General features: G+C 32.6%; 24 protein-coding genes. 14 read left to right on the forward strand and 10 right to left on the reverse strand.

Annotated features, from left to right (window positions below; genetic code table 11):
- The first annotated feature begins 154 nt into the window (after positions 1–154).
- A complete protein-coding gene (locus B6F84_RS00860) occupies positions 155–412 on the forward strand; it encodes a winged helix-turn-helix domain-containing protein (protein ID WP_148690462.1) in 258 nt (85 codons plus the stop codon).
- Here the strand turns inward: B6F84_RS00860 and B6F84_RS00865 are convergent.
- The 3 genes from B6F84_RS00865 to B6F84_RS00875 form a co-directional block, all read right to left on the reverse strand.
- Positions 407–1,282, reverse strand: a complete 876-nt coding sequence (locus B6F84_RS00865; protein WP_148690463.1) for an electron transfer flavoprotein subunit alpha/FixB family protein — start codon at positions 1,280–1,282, stop codon at positions 407–409. The two genes, B6F84_RS00860 and B6F84_RS00865, sit on opposite strands and share 6 nt — an antisense overlap.
- Positions 1,279–2,004 carry an electron transfer flavoprotein subunit beta/FixA family protein gene (locus B6F84_RS00870; RefSeq protein WP_148690464.1) on the reverse strand — a complete coding sequence of 242 codons (726 nt, stop codon included), beginning with the start codon at positions 2,002–2,004 and terminating at the stop codon, positions 1,279–1,281. The genes B6F84_RS00865 and B6F84_RS00870 overlap by 4 nt, the downstream gene beginning before the upstream one ends.
- A 290-nt stretch (positions 2,005–2,294) precedes the next feature.
- Positions 2,295–4,163: an AMP-binding protein gene (locus tag B6F84_RS00875; RefSeq protein ID WP_148690465.1), complete on the reverse strand. Its 1,869-nt coding sequence runs from the start codon at positions 4,161–4,163 to the stop codon at positions 2,295–2,297.
- 76 nt (positions 4,164–4,239) lie between these two features.
- On the opposite strand from B6F84_RS00875, the gene B6F84_RS00880 reads away from it, so the two are divergent.
- From B6F84_RS00880 to B6F84_RS00905, 6 genes are read left to right on the forward strand one after another with little or no spacing between them, the layout of a single operon-like run.
- Complete coding sequence (locus B6F84_RS00880) at positions 4,240–5,361, forward strand: acyl-CoA dehydrogenase family protein (RefSeq protein WP_148690466.1); 1,122 nt, start codon at positions 4,240–4,242, stop codon at positions 5,359–5,361.
- 59 nt (positions 5,362–5,420) lie between these two features.
- Positions 5,421–6,530: a thiolase domain-containing protein gene (locus tag B6F84_RS00885; RefSeq protein WP_148690467.1), complete on the forward strand. Its 1,110-nt coding sequence runs from the start codon at positions 5,421–5,423 to the stop codon at positions 6,528–6,530.
- Positions 6,527–7,699: a thiolase domain-containing protein gene (locus B6F84_RS00890; protein WP_148690468.1), complete on the forward strand. Its 1,173-nt coding sequence runs from the start codon at positions 6,527–6,529 to the stop codon at positions 7,697–7,699. The genes B6F84_RS00885 and B6F84_RS00890 overlap by 4 nt, the downstream gene beginning before the upstream one ends.
- 10 nt (positions 7,700–7,709) lie before the next feature.
- Positions 7,710–8,207: a Zn-ribbon domain-containing OB-fold protein gene (locus B6F84_RS00895; RefSeq protein WP_148690469.1), complete on the forward strand. Its 498-nt coding sequence runs from the start codon at positions 7,710–7,712 to the stop codon at positions 8,205–8,207.
- On the forward strand, positions 8,204–8,632 hold the full coding sequence (locus B6F84_RS00900; protein ID WP_148690470.1) for a Zn-ribbon domain-containing OB-fold protein: 429 nt from the start codon (positions 8,204–8,206) through the stop codon (positions 8,630–8,632). The genes B6F84_RS00895 and B6F84_RS00900 overlap by 4 nt, the downstream gene beginning before the upstream one ends.
- Complete coding sequence (locus B6F84_RS00905) at positions 8,629–10,455, forward strand: AMP-binding protein (protein WP_148690471.1); 1,827 nt, start codon at positions 8,629–8,631, stop codon at positions 10,453–10,455. The genes B6F84_RS00900 and B6F84_RS00905 overlap by 4 nt, the downstream gene beginning before the upstream one ends.
- Positions 10,456–10,506: 51 nt before the next feature.
- Here the strand turns inward: B6F84_RS00905 and B6F84_RS00910 are convergent, their stop codons facing one another.
- A complete protein-coding gene (locus B6F84_RS00910) occupies positions 10,507–11,283 on the reverse strand; it encodes a DUF929 domain-containing protein (RefSeq protein WP_148690472.1) in 777 nt (258 codons plus the stop codon).
- 355 nt (positions 11,284–11,638) lie between these two features.
- Complete coding sequence (locus B6F84_RS00915; protein WP_148690473.1) at positions 11,639–12,529, reverse strand: NAD(P)-dependent oxidoreductase; 891 nt, start codon at positions 12,527–12,529, stop codon at positions 11,639–11,641.
- A gap of 129 nt (positions 12,530–12,658) precedes the next feature.
- Between B6F84_RS00915 and B6F84_RS00920 the strand changes: the two genes are divergently transcribed.
- The 3 genes from B6F84_RS00920 (at position 12,659) to B6F84_RS00930 (ending at position 14,936) form a co-directional block, all read left to right on the forward strand.
- A complete protein-coding gene (locus B6F84_RS00920; protein ID WP_148690474.1) occupies positions 12,659–13,390 on the forward strand; it encodes an enoyl-CoA hydratase/isomerase family protein in 732 nt (243 codons plus the stop codon).
- 271 nt (positions 13,391–13,661) lie between these two features.
- Positions 13,662–14,453, forward strand: coding sequence for an HpcH/HpaI aldolase/citrate lyase family protein (locus tag B6F84_RS00925; RefSeq protein WP_148690475.1), 792 nt, complete (start codon positions 13,662–13,664; stop codon positions 14,451–14,453).
- A 321-nt stretch (positions 14,454–14,774) separates the two neighbouring features.
- Entirely contained in the window at positions 14,775–14,936 is a 162-nt protein-coding gene (locus tag B6F84_RS00930) for an aCcr1 family cell cycle regulator (RefSeq protein WP_236748997.1), read from the forward strand.
- Positions 14,937–14,957: 21 nt separating this feature from the next.
- Here the strand turns inward: B6F84_RS00930 and porB are convergent, their stop codons facing one another.
- Genes porB through B6F84_RS00950 form a run of 4 tightly spaced genes read right to left on the reverse strand, consistent with a single transcriptional unit; the run spans position 14,958 to position 17,823 of the window.
- Positions 14,958–15,863: a pyruvate synthase subunit PorB gene (gene porB, locus B6F84_RS00935; RefSeq protein WP_148690477.1), complete on the reverse strand. Its 906-nt coding sequence runs from the start codon at positions 15,861–15,863 to the stop codon at positions 14,958–14,960.
- Complete coding sequence (locus B6F84_RS00940) at positions 15,832–17,022, reverse strand: transketolase C-terminal domain-containing protein (protein ID WP_148690478.1); 1,191 nt, start codon at positions 17,020–17,022, stop codon at positions 15,832–15,834. The genes porB and B6F84_RS00940 overlap by 32 nt, the downstream gene beginning before the upstream one ends.
- Positions 17,019–17,276, reverse strand: a complete 258-nt coding sequence (locus B6F84_RS00945) for a 4Fe-4S binding protein (protein ID WP_148690479.1) — start codon at positions 17,274–17,276, stop codon at positions 17,019–17,021. The genes B6F84_RS00940 and B6F84_RS00945 overlap by 4 nt, the downstream gene beginning before the upstream one ends.
- Positions 17,266–17,823, reverse strand: a complete 558-nt coding sequence (locus B6F84_RS00950; protein ID WP_148690480.1) for a 2-oxoacid:acceptor oxidoreductase family protein — start codon at positions 17,821–17,823, stop codon at positions 17,266–17,268. Before B6F84_RS00950 ends, B6F84_RS00945 begins: the two co-directional genes overlap by 11 nt.
- Positions 17,824–18,163: 340 nt before the next feature.
- On the opposite strand from B6F84_RS00950, the gene B6F84_RS00955 reads away from it, so the two are divergent.
- Both B6F84_RS00955 and B6F84_RS00960 read left to right on the forward strand, forming a co-directional pair.
- Positions 18,164–19,357, forward strand: coding sequence for an acyl-CoA dehydrogenase family protein (locus B6F84_RS00955; protein ID WP_148690481.1), 1,194 nt, complete (start codon positions 18,164–18,166; stop codon positions 19,355–19,357).
- Positions 19,354–19,755: a PaaI family thioesterase gene (locus B6F84_RS00960; protein WP_148690482.1), complete on the forward strand. Its 402-nt coding sequence runs from the start codon at positions 19,354–19,356 to the stop codon at positions 19,753–19,755. Before B6F84_RS00955 ends, B6F84_RS00960 begins: the two co-directional genes overlap by 4 nt.
- Here the strand turns inward: B6F84_RS00960 and B6F84_RS00965 are convergent.
- The gene (locus B6F84_RS00965; RefSeq protein ID WP_148690483.1) at positions 19,739–19,978 is read right to left on the reverse strand and encodes a hypothetical protein; all 240 of its coding nucleotides are present in this window, start codon (positions 19,976–19,978) and stop codon (positions 19,739–19,741) included. The genes B6F84_RS00960 and B6F84_RS00965 overlap by 17 nt on opposite strands.
- Before the next feature lie 119 nt (positions 19,979–20,097).
- On the opposite strand from B6F84_RS00965, the gene B6F84_RS00970 reads away from it, so the two are divergent.
- Together B6F84_RS00970 and B6F84_RS00975 are read left to right on the forward strand one after the other, a co-directional pair.
- The gene (locus B6F84_RS00970) at positions 20,098–21,306 is read left to right on the forward strand and encodes a DmsC/YnfH family molybdoenzyme membrane anchor subunit (protein WP_148690484.1); all 1,209 of its coding nucleotides are present in this window, start codon (positions 20,098–20,100) and stop codon (positions 21,304–21,306) included.
- 208 nt (positions 21,307–21,514) lie between these two features.
- Complete coding sequence (locus B6F84_RS00975; RefSeq protein WP_148690485.1) at positions 21,515–21,967, forward strand: hypothetical protein; 453 nt, start codon at positions 21,515–21,517, stop codon at positions 21,965–21,967.
- Positions 21,968–22,061: the final 94 nt, after the last annotated feature.

Here is a 22,061-nt window from a genome sequence, read left to right on the forward strand (position 1 = left end):
TAAGATCTACAAAATTCTTGATATCTTAAGTGAGCAGACAAATGTTGTTCTGCCTTTCTTCTTTTAATTTGTCTAATTTAATAACTAGATAATTATATACTTTTCAACTATAAGCTAAATATAAACTTTTTAGCTTATTAATATCATTAAAATTATGGACAAAAGAGTTTCTTCATTACCTTGTTCTGCTAAATTAGTTTATAAAGTGTTAGAAATGAAGAAGAAATTAACTTTTAATGAATTAAAAGAAGAAACGTATTTGCCAGAAAGAACTTTAAGGGAGGCATTAAAAATTCTTAAGGAGAAAGGACTAATCGAAACTGAAGTTTGTTTGAAAGATACAAGAAGCAGGTATTATATATTAAGTGAAACTGAATGTTACGAAATAGATAATAAAAATAAATATTTATGATTTTTTCTTTAATTGCTCTATCTTTTCTTTGAAAACCTTACAAAATTCTACAGCGTCAGCAACTACTAGATAATCTGCATTATCTAATATTGGAGCATCCTTATCTTTATTTACCGCAACTATAATTTTTGAATCTCTTATACCGGCTATATGCTGAGGTTGACCTGAAATTCCTAAAGCTATGTAAAGTTTAGGCCTTATTCTAAGTCCTGATAATCCTATTTGCCTATCCTCTGAAACCCAGTTCAAATCAGCAGCTACCGGTCTACTACCTCCAACTACTCCACCTAAAGATGAAGCTAATTCTTCAGCATATTTTACGTTCTCTTTCGAACCTATTCCTCTACCTACTCCTACTACAATTTCTGCTGATGCTAGATTTGCTCCAGAAGATGTAGGTTTAACGCTTATAGTTTTTATTCTACCTTGATTTAACTGAACTTTCTCTATTTTAGTGTCCATTTCCTTTGGCTGAAGAGACGTTCCTGCTATCGTTATTACTGCTGGCAAATTAGATTCTACTTGAGCTAATGCTATTCCACTGTAAGCTCCTCTGTTTACAATTATGTTACTTCCATTTAATTTTACCATAACGCCATCTGGAATATATGCAGTTTTCATTCTTCCAGCTACTCTAGAAGCTACTGCTCTGTCTCTTCTAACGCTTCCCGTTATAACTAGGTCTGGATTTAAACTAGTAATAAGGTCTACTAAGCCGTCATCATTTGGTTTGTCATATTGAAGAAGTCTATGAGTAAATTTGAATGGTTGAGCTGATACACCTATTATTTCGTCAGCGTTTAGGCTTTGAGCTATTGCTGAAATCATTCTATAGTGTGGGGGACTTTCTGAAAATAGGACTACTTTCATAACACTCCATCCTCTTTTAGTTTTTCTATCAATTTATCTACTGCTTCATTTATATTTCCTTCTATTACCACTTTTTTCCTGTTAACTTGCAAAGGTTTAACTTCTGAAACTTTACTTTTTGGTTCTATTTCGAAGTTTACTTCTTTTACTGGTTTCTTTGATGATTCCATAATTTGTTTTACACTAGGTATTCTTGGAGTATTTATTTCTCCACCTACAGAAATTATAAGCGGTAATTCTCCTTCAACTGTCTCTAAGTAACTTACCATTCCTCTATCTGCGGTAATTTTCTTGCCTTCAATCTTTAATGATTTAACATTCGAGATGTAAGGTAGACTTAAAAGTTCTGCTACATAACCCGGTACTCCTGAAGTTCCACTATCTACTGTTTGTTCTCCAAAAATAATAATATCTGGATTTATACTTTTTATATTTTCAGAAATAGCTAAAGAAGTACCATAAACGTCTAGATTTTTACTATTTATCACTATTGCCTCATCAATACCCATAGCTAAAGCTTCTCTAATGCTTTTTCTATCATTATTTCCAACAGTTATTCCAGTTACTTTCCCGCCAAACTGCTCTTTTAATCTAATACCTTCCTCGATCGCGTTCTTATCGTATGTGCTGATCTTTAGTGGAACATCTAGGAGAAGTTTATCTCCAGACACTTTCACCATTGTATCATCTGGAACTATTTTAAAACCAACAACAATATTCATAATTATCTTAAAGTAATTAATCAATAAAAACCTTAATACATATTTTGAAAAAGCAAAAAATTTATTAAATAAAGGATTTAGAAATGACTTTAATTTGGCATATAAATTGAAAAATGTTAGTATATTTTAACCTATATTAGATGTAGGCTAGTGCTGTCCGTCATAAATTTCACTTTCTATTTTGAGGTCTGACATAGATTTAAGTTTATAAAAAGTTATTAACTTCCAAAATATTTTATGTATACAACAATATCTAAATTTATTGTATTTAATTGCTGTATAATAGTAAACTATGATTCTATAGCCCTTCTAAGCTCTTCTAGAATTTCTGGATCGTCTAAAGTTGAAATGTCGCCAGTATCTTCTTTTCTAACTACTGCTCTAATTAATCTTCTCATTATCTTTCCACTCTTCGTCTTAGGCAATTTATTAACCAGGACTATTTTATCGATTATATATCCGCTATTTCTTAAGTAGTCTTTAAGGTCATTTTCTAGTTTTTCAGTCATTGCATAGCCTTTAGCTGGAACAGCTAAAACTAGAATACCTTCTTCTCCTCCCTCTTTCTCTTTTGGATATCCTATTACTGCAGCCTCTGAGATAGCAGGATGAGAAGCTACTACGCTTTCAATCTCTAAAGTTCCTATTCTCTCACCAGACTTTATTACGTCGTCAGCTCTACCAAGCACATATAAATAACCGTCTTCATCCACGTAACCGTAATCACCAGTATAGAAATAACCAGGGAATCTAGACCAGTAAGTCTTCAACATTCTTTCTCCAGATGGATCATTATGCATTTTAGCTAAAGCAGGACTGATAGGCTTCAAGACTATATATCCCTTCCTTCCAGGTGGAAGAGGCTTCCCATCGTCGTCTAAGATTAGAAAATCGGATCCTGGTGGTTTTATTCCTGCAGAGCCAGGTTTATAAGGAATTTCACCTAATCCCATTGGCGTACATCCTACGGGATACAAATGTTCTGTCATCCAGTAAGCATCTGCTATAATAACTGTAGGTAGGTTATCTCTTAGCCATTTCCATGCTCCTTTATTAAGTGGTTCTCCAGTATTCAAAATAAGCCTTAGCGTAGAGGTATCCCCAGATTTTACTGACTCTTCGCCCATGCTTTTCAGCGAATAAAGAGTAGTAGTAGAGCTCCAAACTAAGTTAACACCGAATCTTTCTACAATTCTTGAAAACATATCAGTTTTATATCCTATATACCCTTCGTATAGTACTCCAGTTAATCCCATTACTGGAATAACGTAAAGATTAGCCATAGGCCAAACTGGCCAACCTAATTCTGAAATTGTCCACCAAACTTCATTGTCTTTTGGATTCATTAGCATTTTAAATGTCCAATTTAATGCTATTACATATCCAGCTGTAGAATGATACAGTCCCTTAGGTCTTCCTGTAGTTCCTGAAGTATAATAAATGGTTGAAGGGGAATTGGATTCAACTTCCTTGGGGTATACAAATACTTTACCTCTAGGTTTAACTTCTTCGTAAATTACATCTCTATTATTAACGGTGAAATCATCATATCCCCTTTTTACTACTAGAACTTTTTCTACTGGTGTGTTTCTATTTTCAAGAAGCTTATCTACAAAATCCTTTATTCTTATCTCTTTTCCGTTTCTAAATGCTTTGCTAGCTACTACAAATATTTTTGAGTTTGAGTCAATTAATCTAAAGTTTAAAGTTTCTTCACTTAAACCTATATAATGAATTACTAATACTGCACCTAATCTATGAGTTGCGAGAGAAAAGTACACTGCTTCCGGTATGCTGGGCATTAATAAGGATACACTATCTCCTTTTTTCACTCCTAACTCTTTTAGTACGTAAGCAGCCTTGTTTACTTCACAGTACAAATCTCTGTAAGTTATACTTTTTGTTTCTAAATTTTCATTTATCCAATAAAATGCTGTTTTTTCAGCTATATCCATATGCCTATCTACTGCATTAAAGGAAATGTTGGTTAATCCATCTACGAACCATCGTTCATTGGGAGGTTCTCCTTCTCTTACTTTTGAAGGTTTTTTAAACCAGCTAATTAAATTTTCCTTACTTCCCCAGAATTTTTCAGGATCTTTTATTGCTTCTTCAGTCATTCTTCTTATGTTCTCTAGGCTATAAAATTGGGCTTCCATAAATAATAAATTATTTAAAGATAGTTAAATAGTTTTTACATTCTACTTTATTAACATGTAATACGTAAAGAAAATTATGAGCGAGATAGTTATAAGTTCATTAAAAGAGTTCATTAAAAGAGAAATACAACCAATAGCGGAAAAAATTGATAGAGAAGATTATTATCCTAGAGATTTAGTAAGCAAAATGGGAGATTTAGGATTTTTATCTCCATTATATGAAGGATTGAACTTAAGTGATACAGTGTCAATCATTGAAGAAATAGCAAAAATAAGCGGATCTACAGCATTAATTCAAGATGCTCAAGGGGAACTAGTTATAGAACCGATAAGAGTATTCGGTAATAATAAAGTAAAAAGAGAATATCTAGACAAACTGACTAAAGGTAAATTAATAGGAGGCTTCGGCTTAAGTGAGCCATGTTGTGGAAGCGATACTGGCAAAATAATGACTAAAGCAGAGAAAAATGGAAGTTACTGGAAAATATCTGGAAGAAAAATGTGGACTACTCAAGGGCTCTATGCTGATGTTTATCTAATAGTAGCTAGAACTGGAGATCCAAAGTTAAGGAATAAAACGTTATCAGTATTTGTAGTTCCAAGATCAAATTGCATAAAAAGTAATAAAATAGAAGTTTCAGGAAATAGAGGAACTGGAACAGCTGAATTGGAAATAAATGATTGCGTAGTAGAAGAAGATAACATACTAGGAGACATAAATGACGGATGGAAAGTAGTAAAGTACGCTTTATTAGTAGGAAGAGTCGCTATATCAGCTATTGCTATAGGATTAGCTGAAGGATCACTAGCAGAGGCATATGAATGGGCATTGAATAGAGATATTGCTGGAACAAAATTAATAGAAAAACAAGGGATTCAATGGTATTTTTCAAAAAACATAGCGTATTTAAACGCAGTCAAGTCTCTTATGAGAGAAATTACTAATGATGGTTTAGAGAATTTACAGAAAAATGAAGATAAGATTTCTTCACTTAAATTCCTGTCAAGTAATATATCTCAAGAAATTATAGATAATTCAGTACAAATAATGGGTGGATTAGGTTATGCTAAAGGAACAAGAACTGAAAGGGCTTATAGAGATATTAGAGTTACTAGAATAGGTGAAGGAACAGACGAAGTACAACTGAATATAATTTATCGTTATTTAAGAAATAAAGGAATAGAAAGTATAATGTAATTCTTTCCATAGAAAGAAAATCTTTTTAATAATCGAGACAAAATTAACTTGTGTTTTTTATGAAAATCGGAATAATAGGAGTAGGTTGGTACGGATTTAAACCAAGCATAAAAGACAGTTCTTTCAGAGAAATGATGTTCGAAGCGTCTACAAGAGCTTACGAAGAAGCTAATATAAATCCTAGAACAGACGTAGATACTTTCATTTCATGTCAAGAAGACTTTTGGGAAGGAATTAGTATTTCTGACGAATTCGCACCAGACCCAATAGGAGGAGCAATGAGACCAACTATGACAGTAACTGGAGACGGAATACAAGGAATAGTACATGGAATAATGCACATATCATCTGGATTATCTAATATAACTACAGTAGAAGCTCATGCAAAACCAAGCGACATACTTAGTCTTAATCACATAATAGAATTCGGACATGATCCAATATATGGAAGAATAGGAGCTAAAAATTGTAACTTCTTAGCTGGATTAGAAGCTGTAAAATATATGCAAAAGTCTAAAATTGAAAGAGAAGACTTAGCTTACGTTGTAGCAAAAAACAAAGAACTCGGATTAAAAAATCCTAGAGCATCTTTCGCATCTAAACTTTCAATAGACGATGTAATGAACTCAGAATACGTAGTATATCCACTAACTGAGTTAGACATTTCAAGATATGTAGATGGAGCAATAGTAATTGTATTAGCCAGCGAAGAAGTAGCTAGAAAATATACAGATACTCCTATATGGATTACTGGAGCATCGTTTGCATCTGACTCTACACTAGAACTTTCAGAATTAGGAGAAGCAAATTACCTAAAAATAGCCTCTAAGAAAGCTTATCAAATGGCTAAAATTAATCCTAAACAAATAAAATCCGCCTTCATAGACGATACTTACAGTTACAAGGAACTAGAACACATAGAAGCATTAGGATTATCCCAAAACGTAAAAGAAGATCTTAGAGAAGGACAATTTTATCCTGGAGGAAAGATACCAGTGAATCCTTTAGGTGGTCTTCTCTCTGTTGGAAGACCGTTAGAAGCCAGTGGATTATCGTTACTTTTAGATGCAATATCATATCTAAGAGATGGAGAAGAAAACGCGATTGTAGGAAGCTGGAGAGGCATTCCTACATTCACTGGCGGTGTTTTGGTGGTGAGTAGAAAATGAAAACAAACCTTAACTTTAGAAGGGTAGCAGTCATAGGAGCTGGATTAACGTTATTTAGAAGAAGAATGCTTGAAACACCTCAAGAACTAGCCTGGGAAGCGTCTAAGGCTGCATTAGATGAGGCAGGATTAGACTTGAAAGATATAGATTGCGTGGTTATAGGAAGTGCTCCAGATGCTTTCGATGGAGTTCACATGAAAGGAGAATATTTAGCTCATGCAGGAGGTGTAAAGAAAATGGTGAGCAGAGTTTTTGTGGGTGGAGCTACTGGAGTCATGGTTCCTATATCAGCGTGGTATCACGTAGCTAGTGGATTATGCGAAAAAGTTTTAGCTATTGCAGAAGAAAAAATGAGCCCTGCAAGGCCTCATCCTCAATCAGTATTTAAATACATTTGGGATCCCATTACTGAAAAACCCCTTAACCCTAACTTAATATGGATCTTCGCAATGGAGATGCATCGTTATATGCATGTTAATAAGATTAGTAAGGAGGAAATCGCTTTAGTTTCAGTGAAAAATAAGAGAAATGCTCTAAACAATCCTTATGCTCAAGCTGCTGCTAATCTAACAGTAGATGATATTCTGAACAGTGAAGTACTAGTTTGGCCCGTTCAGAGATTAGATACTAGTCCAGTAAGCGATGGAGCTGCAGCTATGGTTATAACCAGTGAAGATGTAGCAAGAAGACATACTGATACTCCAGTTTGGATTGAAGGAGTAGGTTGGGCTTTAGATAATACAGAATGGATTCAAAGAGATTTGTATTATCCTAGATACCTAGAATATGCAGCTAGAATGGCTTATAGAATGGCAGGAATAGAAAATCCTTTCAAGGAAATTGACGTGATAGAACCTTACGATCCTTTCGATTATAAAGAACTTCACCATATAGAAGGTTTAATGATTGCTAAAAGAGGAGATGCGCCAAAATTACTAAAAGAAGGAGTATTTGATATTGATGGAGATATTCCGAGTTCTCCGTCTGGGGGATTATTAGGAGTAGGAAATCCTATAGCCGCTGCGGGCTTAATGAAAACTATAAGCATTTATTGGCAGTTAAAAGGTACTGCAGGGAAAATGCAAGTTAAGAAACCAGTTCATACTGGATTAGCCCAAGCTTGGGGCGATCTCATGCAAGCCTCAACAGTTGTAGTTATGAGAAATTGAGGTGATGTACATGAATGGAACACCCTTAAAAGAAGAAGATCTAAAAAAGATACATATAATAAAATATAAACCAGATGCAAAATATTCATATACTGCTGGGCAAGCCTACAGTAAATTCCTAGCCGGATTAAAGGAAAAGAAAATTATTGGAAGAAAATGCAATAAATGCGGAAGAGTTTACGTACCTCCGAGAATGTATTGTGATGATTGTTTTAAGCCTACTGATGAATGGATAGAAGTAAAAGATGAGGGAATTGTAGAGACTGCAGTGGCTAGCTATATTTCGTGGACTAGAGAAAGATTAGAAAAACCAGAAATAGTAGGAGTTATAAGACTATTTCCATCAAGAGATAATGATTGGGTATTTCCTGGCATCTTTCACAGAATATGCGTTGATCTAGAGCAAGTTAAAGACATGTCAGTATTTGGTAAAAAAGTCAAAGCTGTATGGAATGAAGAAAGAATAGGAAGTGTAAATGATATAGAATGCTTTAAGGTGGTAGAATGAGTTGGGATAAAGTAGGAAAGGATGATTATCTATTAAACTGGAAAGACGTAATGGAAACTGAAGAATATGATTATACTGCTGGAGTAGCTGGAGAAGAATTCCTTAAAGGCCTTTCAGAAGGTAAAATAATTGGCGGAAAATGTCCTAAATGTGGTAAAGTGTACGTTCCAGCTAGATTGTACTGTGAAGATTGTTTCGTACAGACTGAATTCATAGAGGTTAAAGAGAAACCATATCTTGATACTTATACTATAGTATATAAGGATGACCAAGGAAATAAGTTAGAGAAGCCTCAAGTAATAGGTTTAGTAAGATTTGAAAACGTAAATGGCGGATTGCTGGCTTTAGTAGAAGGCAATATAAAAATTGGTAGTGAAGTTGAAATACTACAGTATGGAATACCATTAGTAGTGAGGTTGAAATGAGTTGGTTCCCTAGCAAAGAATGGGTGGAAAAGAGTAACGTTTATAACTTCATGCTAGATCATGAAATAGAAAATTTAAGACAATTTATTTCTTTTACATATGAAAAACCAGAAGAATTTTGGGATAGTTTTGTTAAATTAATTGGGATAAGATTTTCTAAGCAGTACGATAGAGTTCTAGATTTGAGTAAAGGAAAACAATGGCCTAAATGGTTCATAGGAGGAAAAATGAATATAGGTGATCAAATACCAGAGTCCTCAGAAGTTTTTATAAAATGGATGAATGAAAAAGGAGATTCTAGGCAACTAACCTATTTTGAAGTATTAAACCAGGCTAAGGGTATTTCCTCTTGGCTTAAGAAGAACGGTTTTCAAAAAGGAGACAGAATAGGAATATACATGCCAATGATTCCTGAAATAGTGCCAACGTTATTAGGGATAGCTAGGGCTGGAATGATAGCAGTTCCACTATTTTCAGGTTTTGGGAAAGAGCCAATAAGGATAAGGGCTGAAGATAGTAAAATGAAGGCAATATTTACGGTAGATGAGACAATAAGAAAAGGAAAAGAAATAAAAATGTTAGAAAATTTAGAAGGGCTAAATGTAAGCAAAATAGTAATAGAGAGAAAAGAAGAATCTAAGGAAATAGAATACTCAGAAGTAATCAAAACAGCTGGAGACGGAATAGAAGATACTGAAACTGAAGATCCATTTATGATAATTTACACTAGCGGAACTACGGGAAAACCAAAAGGTTGCGTTCATACTCACGATGGTTTCCCCATAAAAGCTTCAGCTGATGTTTACTTTCAATTCGATTTAAAGAAGAAGGAGACGTTAATGTGGATTACTGACTTAGGTTGGATGATGGGACCTTGGGCAATATTTGGATCTCTATTGCTTAACGGAAAAATTGGAATGATCGAAGGATACGTAGGATATGATACATTAACTAAATTTATAGAAGACATGAAACTAGATGTTTTAGGATTATCAGCTAGTTCAATACGTTTATTTAAGAATGAAGTAGAAAAAGGCAAATTGAACGTTAGATTAGCTGGAAATACTGGAGAACCAATAGATCCAGATAGTTGGAGATGGTTATATAACGCAATAGGAGAAGGACCAATAATTAATTACTCAGGAGGAACAGAAATTTCTGGAGGTATATTAGGAAATTACGTAATAAGAGAAATTAAACCTACAGGATTTAATGGCCCTTCTCCCGGAATGCAAGTTGACATTATTGATGAGTCTGGTAATCACGTTCCACCAAACGTAGAAGGAGAGTTAGCAGTCCTAAGCGTTTGGCCTGGAATGACTAGAGGCTTTTGGAACGACGATGGAAGCAGGTATCTAGATACTTATTGGAAAAAAGTTGAAAATATCTGGATTCACGGAGATCTAGCTTACTACGATCCTCAAGGATTTTATTATATTATAGGAAGAAGTGACGATACAATAAAAGTTGCAGGAAAAAGAGTTGGACCTGCAGAAGTAGAGGAAATTATAGATTCCTTCAAAGGAGTAGTAGAAAGCGCATGCATAGGTGTTCCAGATCCAATGAAAGGAGAAGAAATTATGTGCTTCATAGTAGGAAATGTAGACGAAAAGGAAGTTAAAAAATATACAGAAGACATGTTAGGTAAAGCTTTAGCTCCAAAAGAAATAGTAAAAGTAGAAGAATTACCTAAGACTAGAAATGCTAAGATTATGAGAAGACTAATTAAAGCCATAGTACTAGGAAAACCTATAGGAGATACAAGCGCATTAGAAAATCCTGAATCATTAGAAGAAATAAAGAAGAAAATAAATAGATCCTAATCTTATTTTTTAAATCTTATTTTTTAAAAAATCTTTTTAAAAAAGAATTCCTTATGTAGGACATTCTCCTGCTAACGGACCAGCAGCGTCCAATATAGTATTTTGTATCATACTAGATGCATTAATAATAGCAGAGAATTGATCTAAATGGCCAAATACATATCCTGGAGAATATCCTTCTAATATCGTAGGATTAACTATAGGAGTTGTCACTATATAAGTTCCACCAGGACCAGAAATTAGAATAGCAAAATTTAGGTGTTGAGGATTAACGTATAGAGCAGCTGGTTTTCCGTATTGCTGAACGTTAACTTCTGTTTCATATTTTATAATTAACTGATATACTAAGCTAGCATTAGGAACTCCCATTTGCTGATATTCTTCTTTCAATATCTGTTCTCCAACTGGAATTAATTGGTTTTTAGGTATAGGTGTTCCATTATAAGATCCATTTAAATATTCATTATAAACATATGCAACGTAAAATTGCAAAATAGAACTAGAATTGAAATGAAGGAATATCAGTCCAGGTATATTTGCAGGGCTATGATCAGGATCAGAAGTATGAAGTTCGTAGCTTATATTACCATAGTTTTTAAGAGTATTATAAATAGCCCATGAAGCAGCAGCTCCTACTGGACATCCATACCAAGATTGTTCCACTACGATTATTTTACCTGGTGGAGCAAGATCCTCATTACTTATTTTTATAAATTTTCCTGCAGGTATAGACGCTTGAGCTATTTTAACGAAATATAATTCGTAGAATCCAATTCCAGCTACTATAACTACTATAGCTAGAATTATTCCAACTATTCTCCATTTCATTACTAATAGTGTTATTAGTGTGATTAATAAATTTTACTTATAAATAGACTGATTCCAAAGCAATTATAATCCCAGTTTTGGTTATATGATTATTATTTTAATATATAAAATTAAAGAAAAATCTCTTTTCATTCCACTCTTATCAACTTTTTGCATGATATCTTTTAGATTTATTTCATTACTAATACTTTTATTGTTTTTCCTACAGATTTATAGTATTTTTCACTAGCTTACATTATCTTTAACAACTCATTAGCATCAAGCAAATACACATAATTATAAGTAGCCTCATAATATTTATTGTTTACCAAAAAGTTAAAAATATTTAAAAGAATATTGCTTACATTTTAAAAAATTATTTTCCTTGACTCGATATGTTGTTTATAATATCGTTTAGTTTAGCTACTTCTGAAACGTCCTTTTTACCGAAGCCCAAAGATTTAGCTATTACCATTATATTATTTGCTAATTCAGTTAAGGGTAACGAATTGATGCCATAATAATCTTTAGATGATTTTATCGCTAATTCTACTACATGTTGAGCTAAATCTAATGAGAAAGAATCTTGATACTCATTTTTTAACTGCCATAATAGTCTGAAGAATTGAACGTTATTCGCTCCTCCCATAGATAGTGCTTTTATTGCAGTCTCATAGTCTATATTAGCAGATTTTATTACTGACGATATTTCACCGTTTAAAACTACCATAACAGTGCCAATCATGTTGCTAATTAGTTTTAGCATTGTAGCTTGCTCATGACTTCCTATATATACTGGTTCTCCAATATCCTTCAATAAGTCTAATAAATAGTCAAATTCATCTCTGTTTCCTCCGCAATATAATGCTAAAGTACCTTCTCTAGCTTCTTTTGGTCCTCTTTCTAGCCTGCATGTAAAATATTTCAGCTGGTTCTTTAATACTACGTCAAGAATTTTGTGAAGTTCTTCAATACTTAATGTGGATGTATCTATTATAATACCTTTAAAGTCCGATAAGTTTTCTGTAATATCCAAGACTTCTTTTCCAGTAGGTAATGAAAGGATAATTACATTTGCATGAGTTTTTATTTCCTCAATTTTTTCTACTGGATAAAATAACCCAGTCTTTTGGGATTCCATACAATTCTTATATGCTACTTTATTAACGTCGTATCCCATTACCTTATAGCCTTTATTAGTTAAGTTTATGCATATGCCTGAACCTATTCTTCCTAGTCCAATTATTCCAATTATTTGTTTTTCCATGAATCTACATAGTGCTTATATTTAATATTATTTATCTAATTAAGTTATATCTATAAATAAATATTCGCCGAAAATATTTTTCTATTTATTACAAAATGTATTAATAAGAGAAACTTCGTATTATAATATATGAAAGTTTTATTAGAAAAGAAAGAATCAGAATGTTGGATTATTTTTAACAGACCAGAAAAATTAAATGCTTTAGATAGAGAATCTTGGTATCTTTTAGCTCGAAATCTAAGGATATGCAATGCTGACCCTAAGATGTCTACAATAGTCTTAACAGGTAATGGAAGAGCATTTTCAGCTGGAGACGATATACATGCTATGTACGAATTAAGGAATATGAAAGAAGCTGAAGATTTTTTCCTTACTTTGTACGATGCTGTTGAAAGTATGATTGATAGTAATAAACCAATAATTTGTGCAGTAAATGGACTAGCTTATGGTGGAGGTTGCGAAATCTTACTATTTTGTGATATAGTAATTTCAACTGAAGATGCTAAATTTTCAATCCCAGAAGGAAAACTTGGATTAATTCCTCCAATGGCCATTTCTGTTGGGCAAAGTCTCATAGGAAGAAGTATATCAAGGTTAGCCCTTACCGGTGATTCAATTGACGCTAAAGAAGCTAAGAGTTTAGGGTTAGTAGATATAATAACTAGCAATCTTGAAGAAGAAGTAAGAAATCAAGTAGAGAAAATATCTAAGATAGATGTAAGTTCTATATTAACGATAAAGAAATGGTTAAGAGCTGATAAGGAAAAAGTAAAAAAAGCTATTTTAGAATTAAGCTTAATGTCTCTAAATACTTCAGCAAAAAAGAAGATGAGTGAATTTATTAAAAGTAAAAGTAAATAAGTGTTGTAGTTTATAGGCATCTGAAAATTAAGTCCTTCTCTCAATCAGAGAGCCGTAGAACAACCATTGAAGTCAAATGGTATACGTAACTATAAGTTTGATGAATTTAATCCTTTATTGGATTTGTCCTTAGTTTCTAGAATATTTTGCAGATGAATTTAAAACTTAGCATAATTTAGTTTAATCAAATGATGAACCGTGTTTCAGCCTAAAGGTGAAGAGAAAATAAGTACTGATAAAAATTTTTTTGTTTATGAACAATAATTAATTTATGTTTAGATCTCAACTTTTTGTTCCATGTAATAATGAAAAGATGATTAAGAAAACGCAAGAGATTCCTGCCGACTCATTCATCTTTGATTTAGAAGATGCAGTTCCTCCTCAAGAAAAAGAAAAAGCTAGAGAAATGCTTACTTTAATTCCTGACTTGAAAGGGACAATATGCGTAAGAATAAATCCACTATATTCAAAAGAAAGTTTGAAAGACATACTTAGTGTCATGAATATTGATAAAATAGAGTGCATTGTTATTCCAAAAGCCGACGTTGACGTATCTTTTATTTATAAGATGACTGGAAAAAGAGTATTTCCGCTAATAGAAAATGCAAAAGGATTATTAAAAATAGAAGAAGTAATTAGAAGTGAGGGGATTTTGGGAATAAGCTGGGGATCTGCAGACTTAGCTGACAGCCTAAATGCTGACGTAGAAACCATAGGCTGGAGCGAATACATTAGGTTAAAAATAACTACTACAGCAAAAACTTACGGAGTATCCCCTTTAGATAGAGTATATTTTGATGTTAAAAATCTGGAAGGATTCAAAAAAGAATGCATTACTGCAAAAAATCAAGGTTTTGAAGGAAAACAAGTAATTCATCCTAATCAAGTAACTATTGCTAATGAAGTCTTCTCTCATTCGTCTAGTGAGATAGAATGGGCTAAAAAAATTGTGGAAGAGTATGAAAAATATGCTTCTTTAGGGAAAGGAGCTCTTTCAGTGGAAGGAAAATTAGTTGATGCTGTACATTATAGAATAGCTAAAAAGATTTTAGAAAATCAGTGAAAAGTTATAAGGTAAAAGCTTATAGAAACCTACAATCACTCAATATTATGAAATATAAGAGACATCACAATTTTGTTAGCATTTCTACTTTCGTAATATTCCGTTATTCAAGAAATTATATTATCTTAGTTTTGCCTTTAGTTTGTCTGAAAATTCAGCCTATTCCCTTAATCAGAACCATTCAATAGTATAAAGTATCCAAGACACTAGTTTGCCTTTAGAAATTTCAAATATAATTTAAAATCTGGATTAACTATACTTTAGCCTAGATTATATACATAATGTTTAAATATAGGTATTACCGAGAATAATTTAGGGATCATGAGAGTTATAACAGTTAAAATGCAGGATGATCTAATTACTAAGTTAGAATTGTTTGCTAAGGAACATAAAGTTAGTAGATCTGAAGTAATAAGAAATGCTATTCTAAAGTATATTGAAGAGAATCAAGATAAAAAAGAAGAAGAGGTCAAATTAGAGTAAAAAAGAAGGAGAAGAATCTTATCATATACTAATTTTTCCTTCGTATAATTCCTTAAATCTTATCCACATTTTATCTATATAATCTTCAAGTTCTTTTACTGTCTCGTCAGGAACATTCCTATATCTTCCTTGCATTTTTAGGAATTCTTTTACTGGTTTTCTAGTTCTAATATCTAAACAATGCAAACTTTCTGGTGATATTTCAAGTTTTCCTTCGTTATATTCGATTAATGGCCAATAACATGTTTGAACTGCTAACTTTCCTAATTCAGCAGTCTTAGACGGATCAAATAGCCAACCGTAAGGATCTGGACATAGTACTTGTACATAAGAGAAGCCATCCTTATCTTTTGCCTTAGCAATCTTATTCATTAAATCATGAGGATATCCAACACTTGCTGTTGCAACATATGGTACATGATGAGCTATCATTATCAATGGAAGATCTTTTTTGTTTTCTTTTTTACCTGCAGGAGTAGTAGGAGTTTTAGCACCCAATGGAGTGGATCCACTCCTATGCCCGCCTGTATTCATGTAAGCTTCATTATCCACACAAATATACAGAATATTTTCATTTCTTTCTGCTGCTCCACTTAACGATGCAAAACCTATATCAGCTGTTCCACCATCTCCAGCCCATACTACAGGTTTTACTTTTTTACCTCTCATCTTAAACGCTCTAGCCATTCCAGAAGCTGCTGAAGGACCAGCTGCAAAGGCTATATTCAGCACTGGATAATTATAGACTGAGTTTGGTCCAATTCCTTGAATTATAGATGAACATCCAGCTACTACGATAAATACTGCATCTTTACCTAATGCTGTACTTACTAATCTCATCGTAATATTTTCTGGACATCCTGGACAAGCTGAAGTTCCTGACAATAGTCTTCCTTTATTTAATATGTCTCGGGTCCCTAAGCTCAACTTTTTCCACCTCTGATGGATAGAACCATTCGTTAACTTGATTTGATTCTGCAAATTTCTTTATTAGGAACTTCATTTCATCCTTTCCTACAGAAACTCCGCCTAATCCGCTTATCACTCCTTTTATAGGAATATCTGGTAATGTAGATTTTAATTCTAGATATAAATGACCTCCTCTTCCAAAACTTATTGATCTGTCAAATACCAGTACTTTATCCTTGTTTGATAATTTCTTTCTTATATCTTCTTCGTCCCATGGCCTTACATACCTTATTCTATATAATCCTACTTTTAATCCTTCGTTTCTTAACTCGTCGATAGCTTGCATAGCATCTAATGACCATGCCCCCATTGTAACTATAGCGTAGTCTGCGTCATCTAATTTATAAGATTCATTAAGTGAGGAGTAATTTCCTAGTACATTTATTTTCTTTTCGTATTCCTTTCCAATCTCTTCTATGACTCTTTTAGAATTTATCTGGGCTAAATGGATAGATTCTCTGAATTTCATATAATCTATTGGTTGGAATAAATTGCCCATAGAAACTGGATCTTCAGGATCTAAAACATAAGGCTGTTTCCTTAATGGTAAAAATTCATCTACCTCTTCTTGTGAAGGAACGTAAACTCTGGTTTTAGTATGTGATAAAATGAATCCATCCATTCCTACCATCATTGGTAAGAATACTCTCTCGTCTTCGGTAATTTTGAAGGCTTGAATAGTAAGATCCATAGCTTCTTGAGGCGTTGATGCAAAAGCCATTAACCATCCACTATCTCTTTCAGTCATAAAATCTGTATGTTCATTCCATATGTTCCACGGAGCTCCTACAGCTCTGGTTCCTACAGTCATAACTATTGGCATCCTGCTTCCTGCTACCCACCATATCATTTCATGCATGTAGAGTAGTCCTTGGGAAGCTGTTGCAGTATAAGCTCTAACACCAGATACTGCTGCTCCAAAAGTCGCTGCCATAGCAGAGTGCTCACTTTCAACTCTTACTATTTCTGCTTCAAGTTCTCCTTTAGCTTTCATTTCTGATAATTCTTCAATGATATAAGTCTGAGGCGTTATTGGATAAATACCTGTAACTTTTACTCTTGACAGTTTAACTCCTAAAGCTACTGCCTCATTTCCGGTAATTACTTTACTCATCATGCTTCGCTCACCATTTGAATTGCTTTTACTGGACACACGTTAGAACATATTCCGCATCCTTTGCAGTATTCATAATCTATACTGACCTTATCTCCTGGTATTATTGTTGCTTCAGGACACCATAAATAACATGCTTTGCATCCTATACATTTGTCTAAGTTTACTACTGGCCTTACTACTCTCCAATTTCCTGTTTTTCCTCCTGCACCTTTAGAGGGTCTGCTTACTGGAAAATATTGGTATTCAAGCGACAACTAGTTTCACCTCTTTAGTGTTTTCATACGCATACCTTATTGCCTTCTTATTTGATTCAGCTATTTTTTCGTCGAATTCTTCATCAATTGCTTTTTCTAATGAATTTAAGGATATTTTACCTATTGCCTTAATCAGTGAACCTAGCATTATTATATTAACTAATGGCCATCCTGACTTTACTAGACCGAAGTTTACTGCTATTTGTGTAGCATTAGTGTAAAATGTTCTATAATTGAAAGTTGGAGTTTCTGGTGAATTAATAACTATTACGCTTGATTTTTTTAATCCTCTTAAAGGATTTGAAGATATTTTAAGTAATGTAGGATCTAAAATTACTACGTAATCTGGATTCTCTATTGGTGAAGTTACCCTTATTGGTTTAGAATCTATTCTACAATAAGCTTCTATTTCTGCACCTCTTCTTTCAGCACCATAAATTGGAAATGCCGAAGACCAATAACCATCTAAATCTGAAGCTACAGCTAAAAGATTTGAGGCTGTGACAACTCCTTGTCCGCCTCTCCCATGAAATCTTATTTCGAGCAATAAGAATCACTCTCAAAATATACCTTTATTGTTGTTACTAATAAATCTTGTCACGTTTTCTTTATTATAAAAAATATCAATATAATAGAAGAAAGTTTTCAATAACTGTTATTATGTTTTTTAATATTGTTTAGTCGACTCAATGAAAAAAGGGTCATGATGTAAAAATAAGTAAAAAATTTAAACTAATTTTAGCATATGATGATTTTTTAATTTGAGATAAATATTCTTTATTATAAAATAATCTCATTAATTTTTTATTAAATTATTTACCAAAAATATCATAGCTTACCTAATTTAGTTACTAAGTATTTATAACTTTTTAATACTAATTATATTTATGGTCTTTCCATTTAAATCAATCGAAGACTTCACTATAGATTTAAACCAGGATCATGAACTACTGAGAGAAGCGATAAGAGAATTTTCTGAAACTAAAATATCTCAATTCGTAGAGAAAGGAGAAAAAGAAAGAGATCTTCCAAAAGAACTTAAAGAAGAAGCTAAAAATATAGGACTTTACGGTCTAGATGTACCTACAGAATACGGAGGGCAAGGGGGAGATTATCTTTCCTTATTGGTTGCATCAGAAGAAATTTCAAGAATTTGGACTTCATTTTCTACATTTTTCCTTATACAATGGATGGTTAATAGAGCATTATTAAAGTATGGAAATTCAGATTTAAAGAAAAAATTGAAAGAAACTGCAACTGGAGAAAAAATAGGAGCTTTTGCTAATACTGAGCCAGATGCAGGCTCTGACGTAGCTGGAATGAAATCAACAGCAAAAAGAATAAATGATCACTATGTAATAAACGCTAGAAAAATATTCATTACCAATGGAGATTTTGCAGATTATTATCTGATAACAGCTAGAACGTCACCATCAGAACCTAACGCTAGATGGAAAGGAATCAGCATGTTCCTTGTTGAAAAAGAAAATGTAAAAGTATTAAGCAGAATAGAAACAACAGGATTAAAAGCATCTCACACTGCTGAGATAAGTCTAGAAGATGTAAAAGTACCAGCGGAAAACCTAGTTGGAGAAGAAGGACAAGGATTTAAATATGCAGTAGAATCATTTGATTACGCTAGAACTATAGTCTCAGCTCAAGCATTGGGAATAGGCCAATCAGCGTTTGAAAAACTATCGAATTATTCTTTACAAAGAAAATCTTTTGATAAAAAGATTGCAGAATTTCAACTTGTTCAACAGAAAATAAGCGAATCTTTAGCTGATTTAGAAACTGCTAGACTTCTTACTTACTGGGCTGGAACTTTATATAAAAAAGAAAAAATGAATGAGTACATAATGATAGCATCTTTAGCTAAATTTCACTCTACAGAATCTGCTGAAAAAATAATATTAAGAGCTATGACAGCGCATGGGGGATACGGAGTTTCAGTGTCAACAGGTTTAGAAAGACTGCTTAGAGATATTCAAATACTAAAAACTTATGAGGGAACAAACGACATCCAAAGAATTAGCGCTGCAAGGCAATTTTACTATAGATTTATGGGCGTAAAGATATGATGGAAGAAGATTTCAATTCATTACTATACAAAAATGAAGCATTATTCAGATTTATGGGAATAAAATTTACTAAAGTAGATAAAGGATTTGCTGAATTGAGTTTAGACTATAAAGATGAATTAACTAGAATAGGAGGAATACTTCATGGTGCGATAATATTCGCTTCTATGGATTACGCTGGAAGTTACGCAGTAAAAAGCTTAGGAGTAAAGGACGCTTTTACTATTCAATTTAACATATTATTCATTAAGCAAATGAAAGATCCGCCATTTAAATTTATAGGAAAAGTAATAAAGCAAACTAAAAAATATGCATATGTAGATGTTGAAGGATATAGTAAAGACGAATTATCAGCTAAAGGATCTGGAGTATGGCATATAATTAATGACAGAGAGTAGATAACTTATCCTTTATCTTCATGATTTCTTCTTCGCTTAAAGTCTTATTTACTATATATTCTGTCTCCCTTATGCTTTCTATTAATTCTTCATCTGTTAGTGAGCATAAATCTTCTCTTACATCGTTTGATATTTCCCAATCTTTTAAATCCTCAGGATTTTCCTCAATAACTTTACTTATCAAATTCCTAACTAACGCTAACTTATAGAAAGGTAAATCCATATATAATTCTATTTTTTCCTGTTAATTAAACGTTACTTAGATTTTTAAAAGATTTGCTTAAATAAATCAAGTATTGTTATATACAAGTCTTTATAATGTAAAAATAATTATATTATTATATGGAAAAAGAGAGCCTAGGATTTATATTCGATCCTAACAAATGCATCATCTGTAACGCTTGCGTTAACGCTTGCAATCAAGCTTACGGAGGATTAAATTGGAGAGAACTTCCAATATTTCAGATTGACGGAACTAAAGTTGCAGTTTCTATTGCTTGTAACCATTGTGATAATCCAGAATGTATGAACGTATGTCCAGCTAATGCAATTCATAAAGATGATATGGGAATAGTTTACATTAATAAAGATGAATGCATAGGTTGTGGGTATTGTACATGGGCATGCCCATATGAAGAACCAAAATTTAATTCTGAAGGAATTATGACCAAATGCCACTTCTGTAGAGAAAGAATATTGAATAAACAAGGATTACCTCTATGCGTCGAAGCTTGTCCTACTGGTGCTCTAGCCTTTGGATGGCTAAGCAAACCTAATTACGGTGGTGAAAAATTCCTCGCTCCTTTTGAAATAACTAAACCAAAACTTGAAATTAAGAATACAAAAGAAGGTGAAATTAAGGCTAATCCTCTAAAGATCAGAAAAGAGGAAAGACATACAGAACTATTACTGTTTACAATATTATCAGAAATTTCCTTAGGTTACTTAGCAGTAAAAGCTCCTTATTATCAAATAGTTAGTTTATTACTCTTAGCTATTGGTTTAATTCCTTCTATATTTCACATAAACAGAAAAGAGAGAGCCGTTAGAGTCATCGCGAATCTAAAATCTTCCTGGCTAAGCAGAGAGGTGCTGTTTGGCTCTTTAGGCCTTCTATCTCTTTTAATTGAACTAGCTATTCCACAACTTTACTACCTAAGTATAATATTGATATCACTTTCAGTAATATCATCAATCATGATTTATATGCTTAAATCCACACCTTCATGGTATAATGCTGATACTCCAATCTCATTTATAGGAACAATATTCATTGTAGGTTTTCCAATAGGATTCTTCATAACTCATTCCTTAGTATATCTAATAGTCCCTGAAATCTTAGCTTTATTGGAAATATATTCAGGATTAGCTAATAAATATAATAAAGACTTTAGATTCATTAATATTGCTTACATTATACTGTTAGGAGCTTCTTACATTTTCCCATTATTGTCAATAGTTTCATTAATACTAGGCGTAGCATCTGAAGTTATGCATAGAGAGAAATTCTACAAAAAAATCACATATTACGGTATACCTAACATCAATTAATTTTTTATTATTTAGAGATTGTTTTAGAAAGCTTGCTGAGTATATAATTAATTCCTACTTCTAAGGATTCCATTCTTGTCTAATCTATAATCTGAGGATCAGAAAGTCTCTCACGTAGAAATTAAGTTATTTTCGTCTATCTACTAACAAGGATATCTAAGTAAACTTTTGAAGAGTTTTATTTACCATTATTTTCTTAATACAATCTATGAAAGTTACACTAATTATTGCATCGTTAATACTTCCAATAGCTGTTTTAATCTTATTCTCACTTAGTATAATAGTTCCTTCATACGCATCAATTTCAATGAGTATAACTAACGGAAAAATAATATACCCCGCTATAGTTTCCTTTAATTTAAAAGTAAATAGCCATAGCTATTTTGGATGCTTTTACTATTTTTATGTAATAAAATTTATATATAATGGAAAAACATATACTCCAAATCCTATAGATAATTATTATGCATTTGATGGAAAACCTAATAGTTTTTCAGTAGCATTTTATATGCCATCTAAGCTTTATGCTCAGATAGAGCATGAGAAAAGTGTAACTTTGACAATAGTTATAAAAACGGTAATAATAACTAGTTTGAATACAACTATAGATAAAATATACAATGTTCAAGGTTTATTTCAAATAGAAAATAATTCAATATAGAATAGCTAATATATAAAATCAAGAAAATAGAAGATTTCTTTTATGAATTTCTTATTTTTATCTTCTTTCTTAAATTTTAGGAATTAAGTTTATA

This window comes from Acidianus manzaensis (assembly GCF_002116695.1).
Lineage (GTDB): Archaea > Thermoproteota > Thermoprotei_A > Sulfolobales > Sulfolobaceae > Acidianus > Acidianus manzaensis.

Bases quoted from the DNA above. Each gene is read 5' to 3' on its own strand.
- B6F84_RS00860 (WP_148690462.1), top strand. From the start codon at position 155: ATGGACAAAAGAGTTTCTTCATTACCTTGTTCTGCTAAATTAGTTTAT.
- B6F84_RS00865 (WP_148690463.1), bottom strand. From the start codon at position 1,282: ATGAAAGTAGTCCTATTTTCAGAAAGTCCCCCACACTATAGAATGATT.
- B6F84_RS00870 (WP_148690464.1), bottom strand. From the start codon at position 2,004: ATGAATATTGTTGTTGGTTTTAAAATAGTTCCAGATGATACAATGGTG.
- B6F84_RS00875 (WP_148690465.1), bottom strand. From the start codon at position 4,163: ATGGAAGCCCAATTTTATAGCCTAGAGAACATAAGAAGAATGACTGAA.
- B6F84_RS00880 (WP_148690466.1), top strand. From the start codon at position 4,240: ATGAGCGAGATAGTTATAAGTTCATTAAAAGAGTTCATTAAAAGAGAA.
- B6F84_RS00885 (WP_148690467.1), top strand. From the start codon at position 5,421: ATGAAAATCGGAATAATAGGAGTAGGTTGGTACGGATTTAAACCAAGC.
- B6F84_RS00890 (WP_148690468.1), top strand. From the start codon at position 6,527: ATGAAAACAAACCTTAACTTTAGAAGGGTAGCAGTCATAGGAGCTGGA.
- B6F84_RS00895 (WP_148690469.1), top strand. From the start codon at position 7,710: ATGAATGGAACACCCTTAAAAGAAGAAGATCTAAAAAAGATACATATA.
- B6F84_RS00900 (WP_148690470.1), top strand. From the start codon at position 8,204: ATGAGTTGGGATAAAGTAGGAAAGGATGATTATCTATTAAACTGGAAA.
- B6F84_RS00905 (WP_148690471.1), top strand. From the start codon at position 8,629: ATGAGTTGGTTCCCTAGCAAAGAATGGGTGGAAAAGAGTAACGTTTAT.
- B6F84_RS00910 (WP_148690472.1), bottom strand. From the start codon at position 11,283: ATGAAATGGAGAATAGTTGGAATAATTCTAGCTATAGTAGTTATAGTA.
- B6F84_RS00915 (WP_148690473.1), bottom strand. From the start codon at position 12,529: ATGGAAAAACAAATAATTGGAATAATTGGACTAGGAAGAATAGGTTCA.
- B6F84_RS00920 (WP_148690474.1), top strand. From the start codon at position 12,659: ATGAAAGTTTTATTAGAAAAGAAAGAATCAGAATGTTGGATTATTTTT.
- B6F84_RS00925 (WP_148690475.1), top strand. From the start codon at position 13,662: ATGTTTAGATCTCAACTTTTTGTTCCATGTAATAATGAAAAGATGATT.
- B6F84_RS00930 (WP_236748997.1), top strand. From the start codon at position 14,775: ATGAGAGTTATAACAGTTAAAATGCAGGATGATCTAATTACTAAGTTA.
- B6F84_RS00940 (WP_148690478.1), bottom strand. From the start codon at position 17,022: ATGATGAGTAAAGTAATTACCGGAAATGAGGCAGTAGCTTTAGGAGTT.
- B6F84_RS00955 (WP_148690481.1), top strand. From the start codon at position 18,164: ATGGTCTTTCCATTTAAATCAATCGAAGACTTCACTATAGATTTAAAC.
- B6F84_RS00960 (WP_148690482.1), top strand. From the start codon at position 19,354: ATGATGGAAGAAGATTTCAATTCATTACTATACAAAAATGAAGCATTA.
- B6F84_RS00965 (WP_148690483.1), bottom strand. From the start codon at position 19,978: ATGGATTTACCTTTCTATAAGTTAGCGTTAGTTAGGAATTTGATAAGT.
- B6F84_RS00970 (WP_148690484.1), top strand. From the start codon at position 20,098: ATGGAAAAAGAGAGCCTAGGATTTATATTCGATCCTAACAAATGCATC.
- B6F84_RS00975 (WP_148690485.1), top strand. From the start codon at position 21,515: ATGAAAGTTACACTAATTATTGCATCGTTAATACTTCCAATAGCTGTT.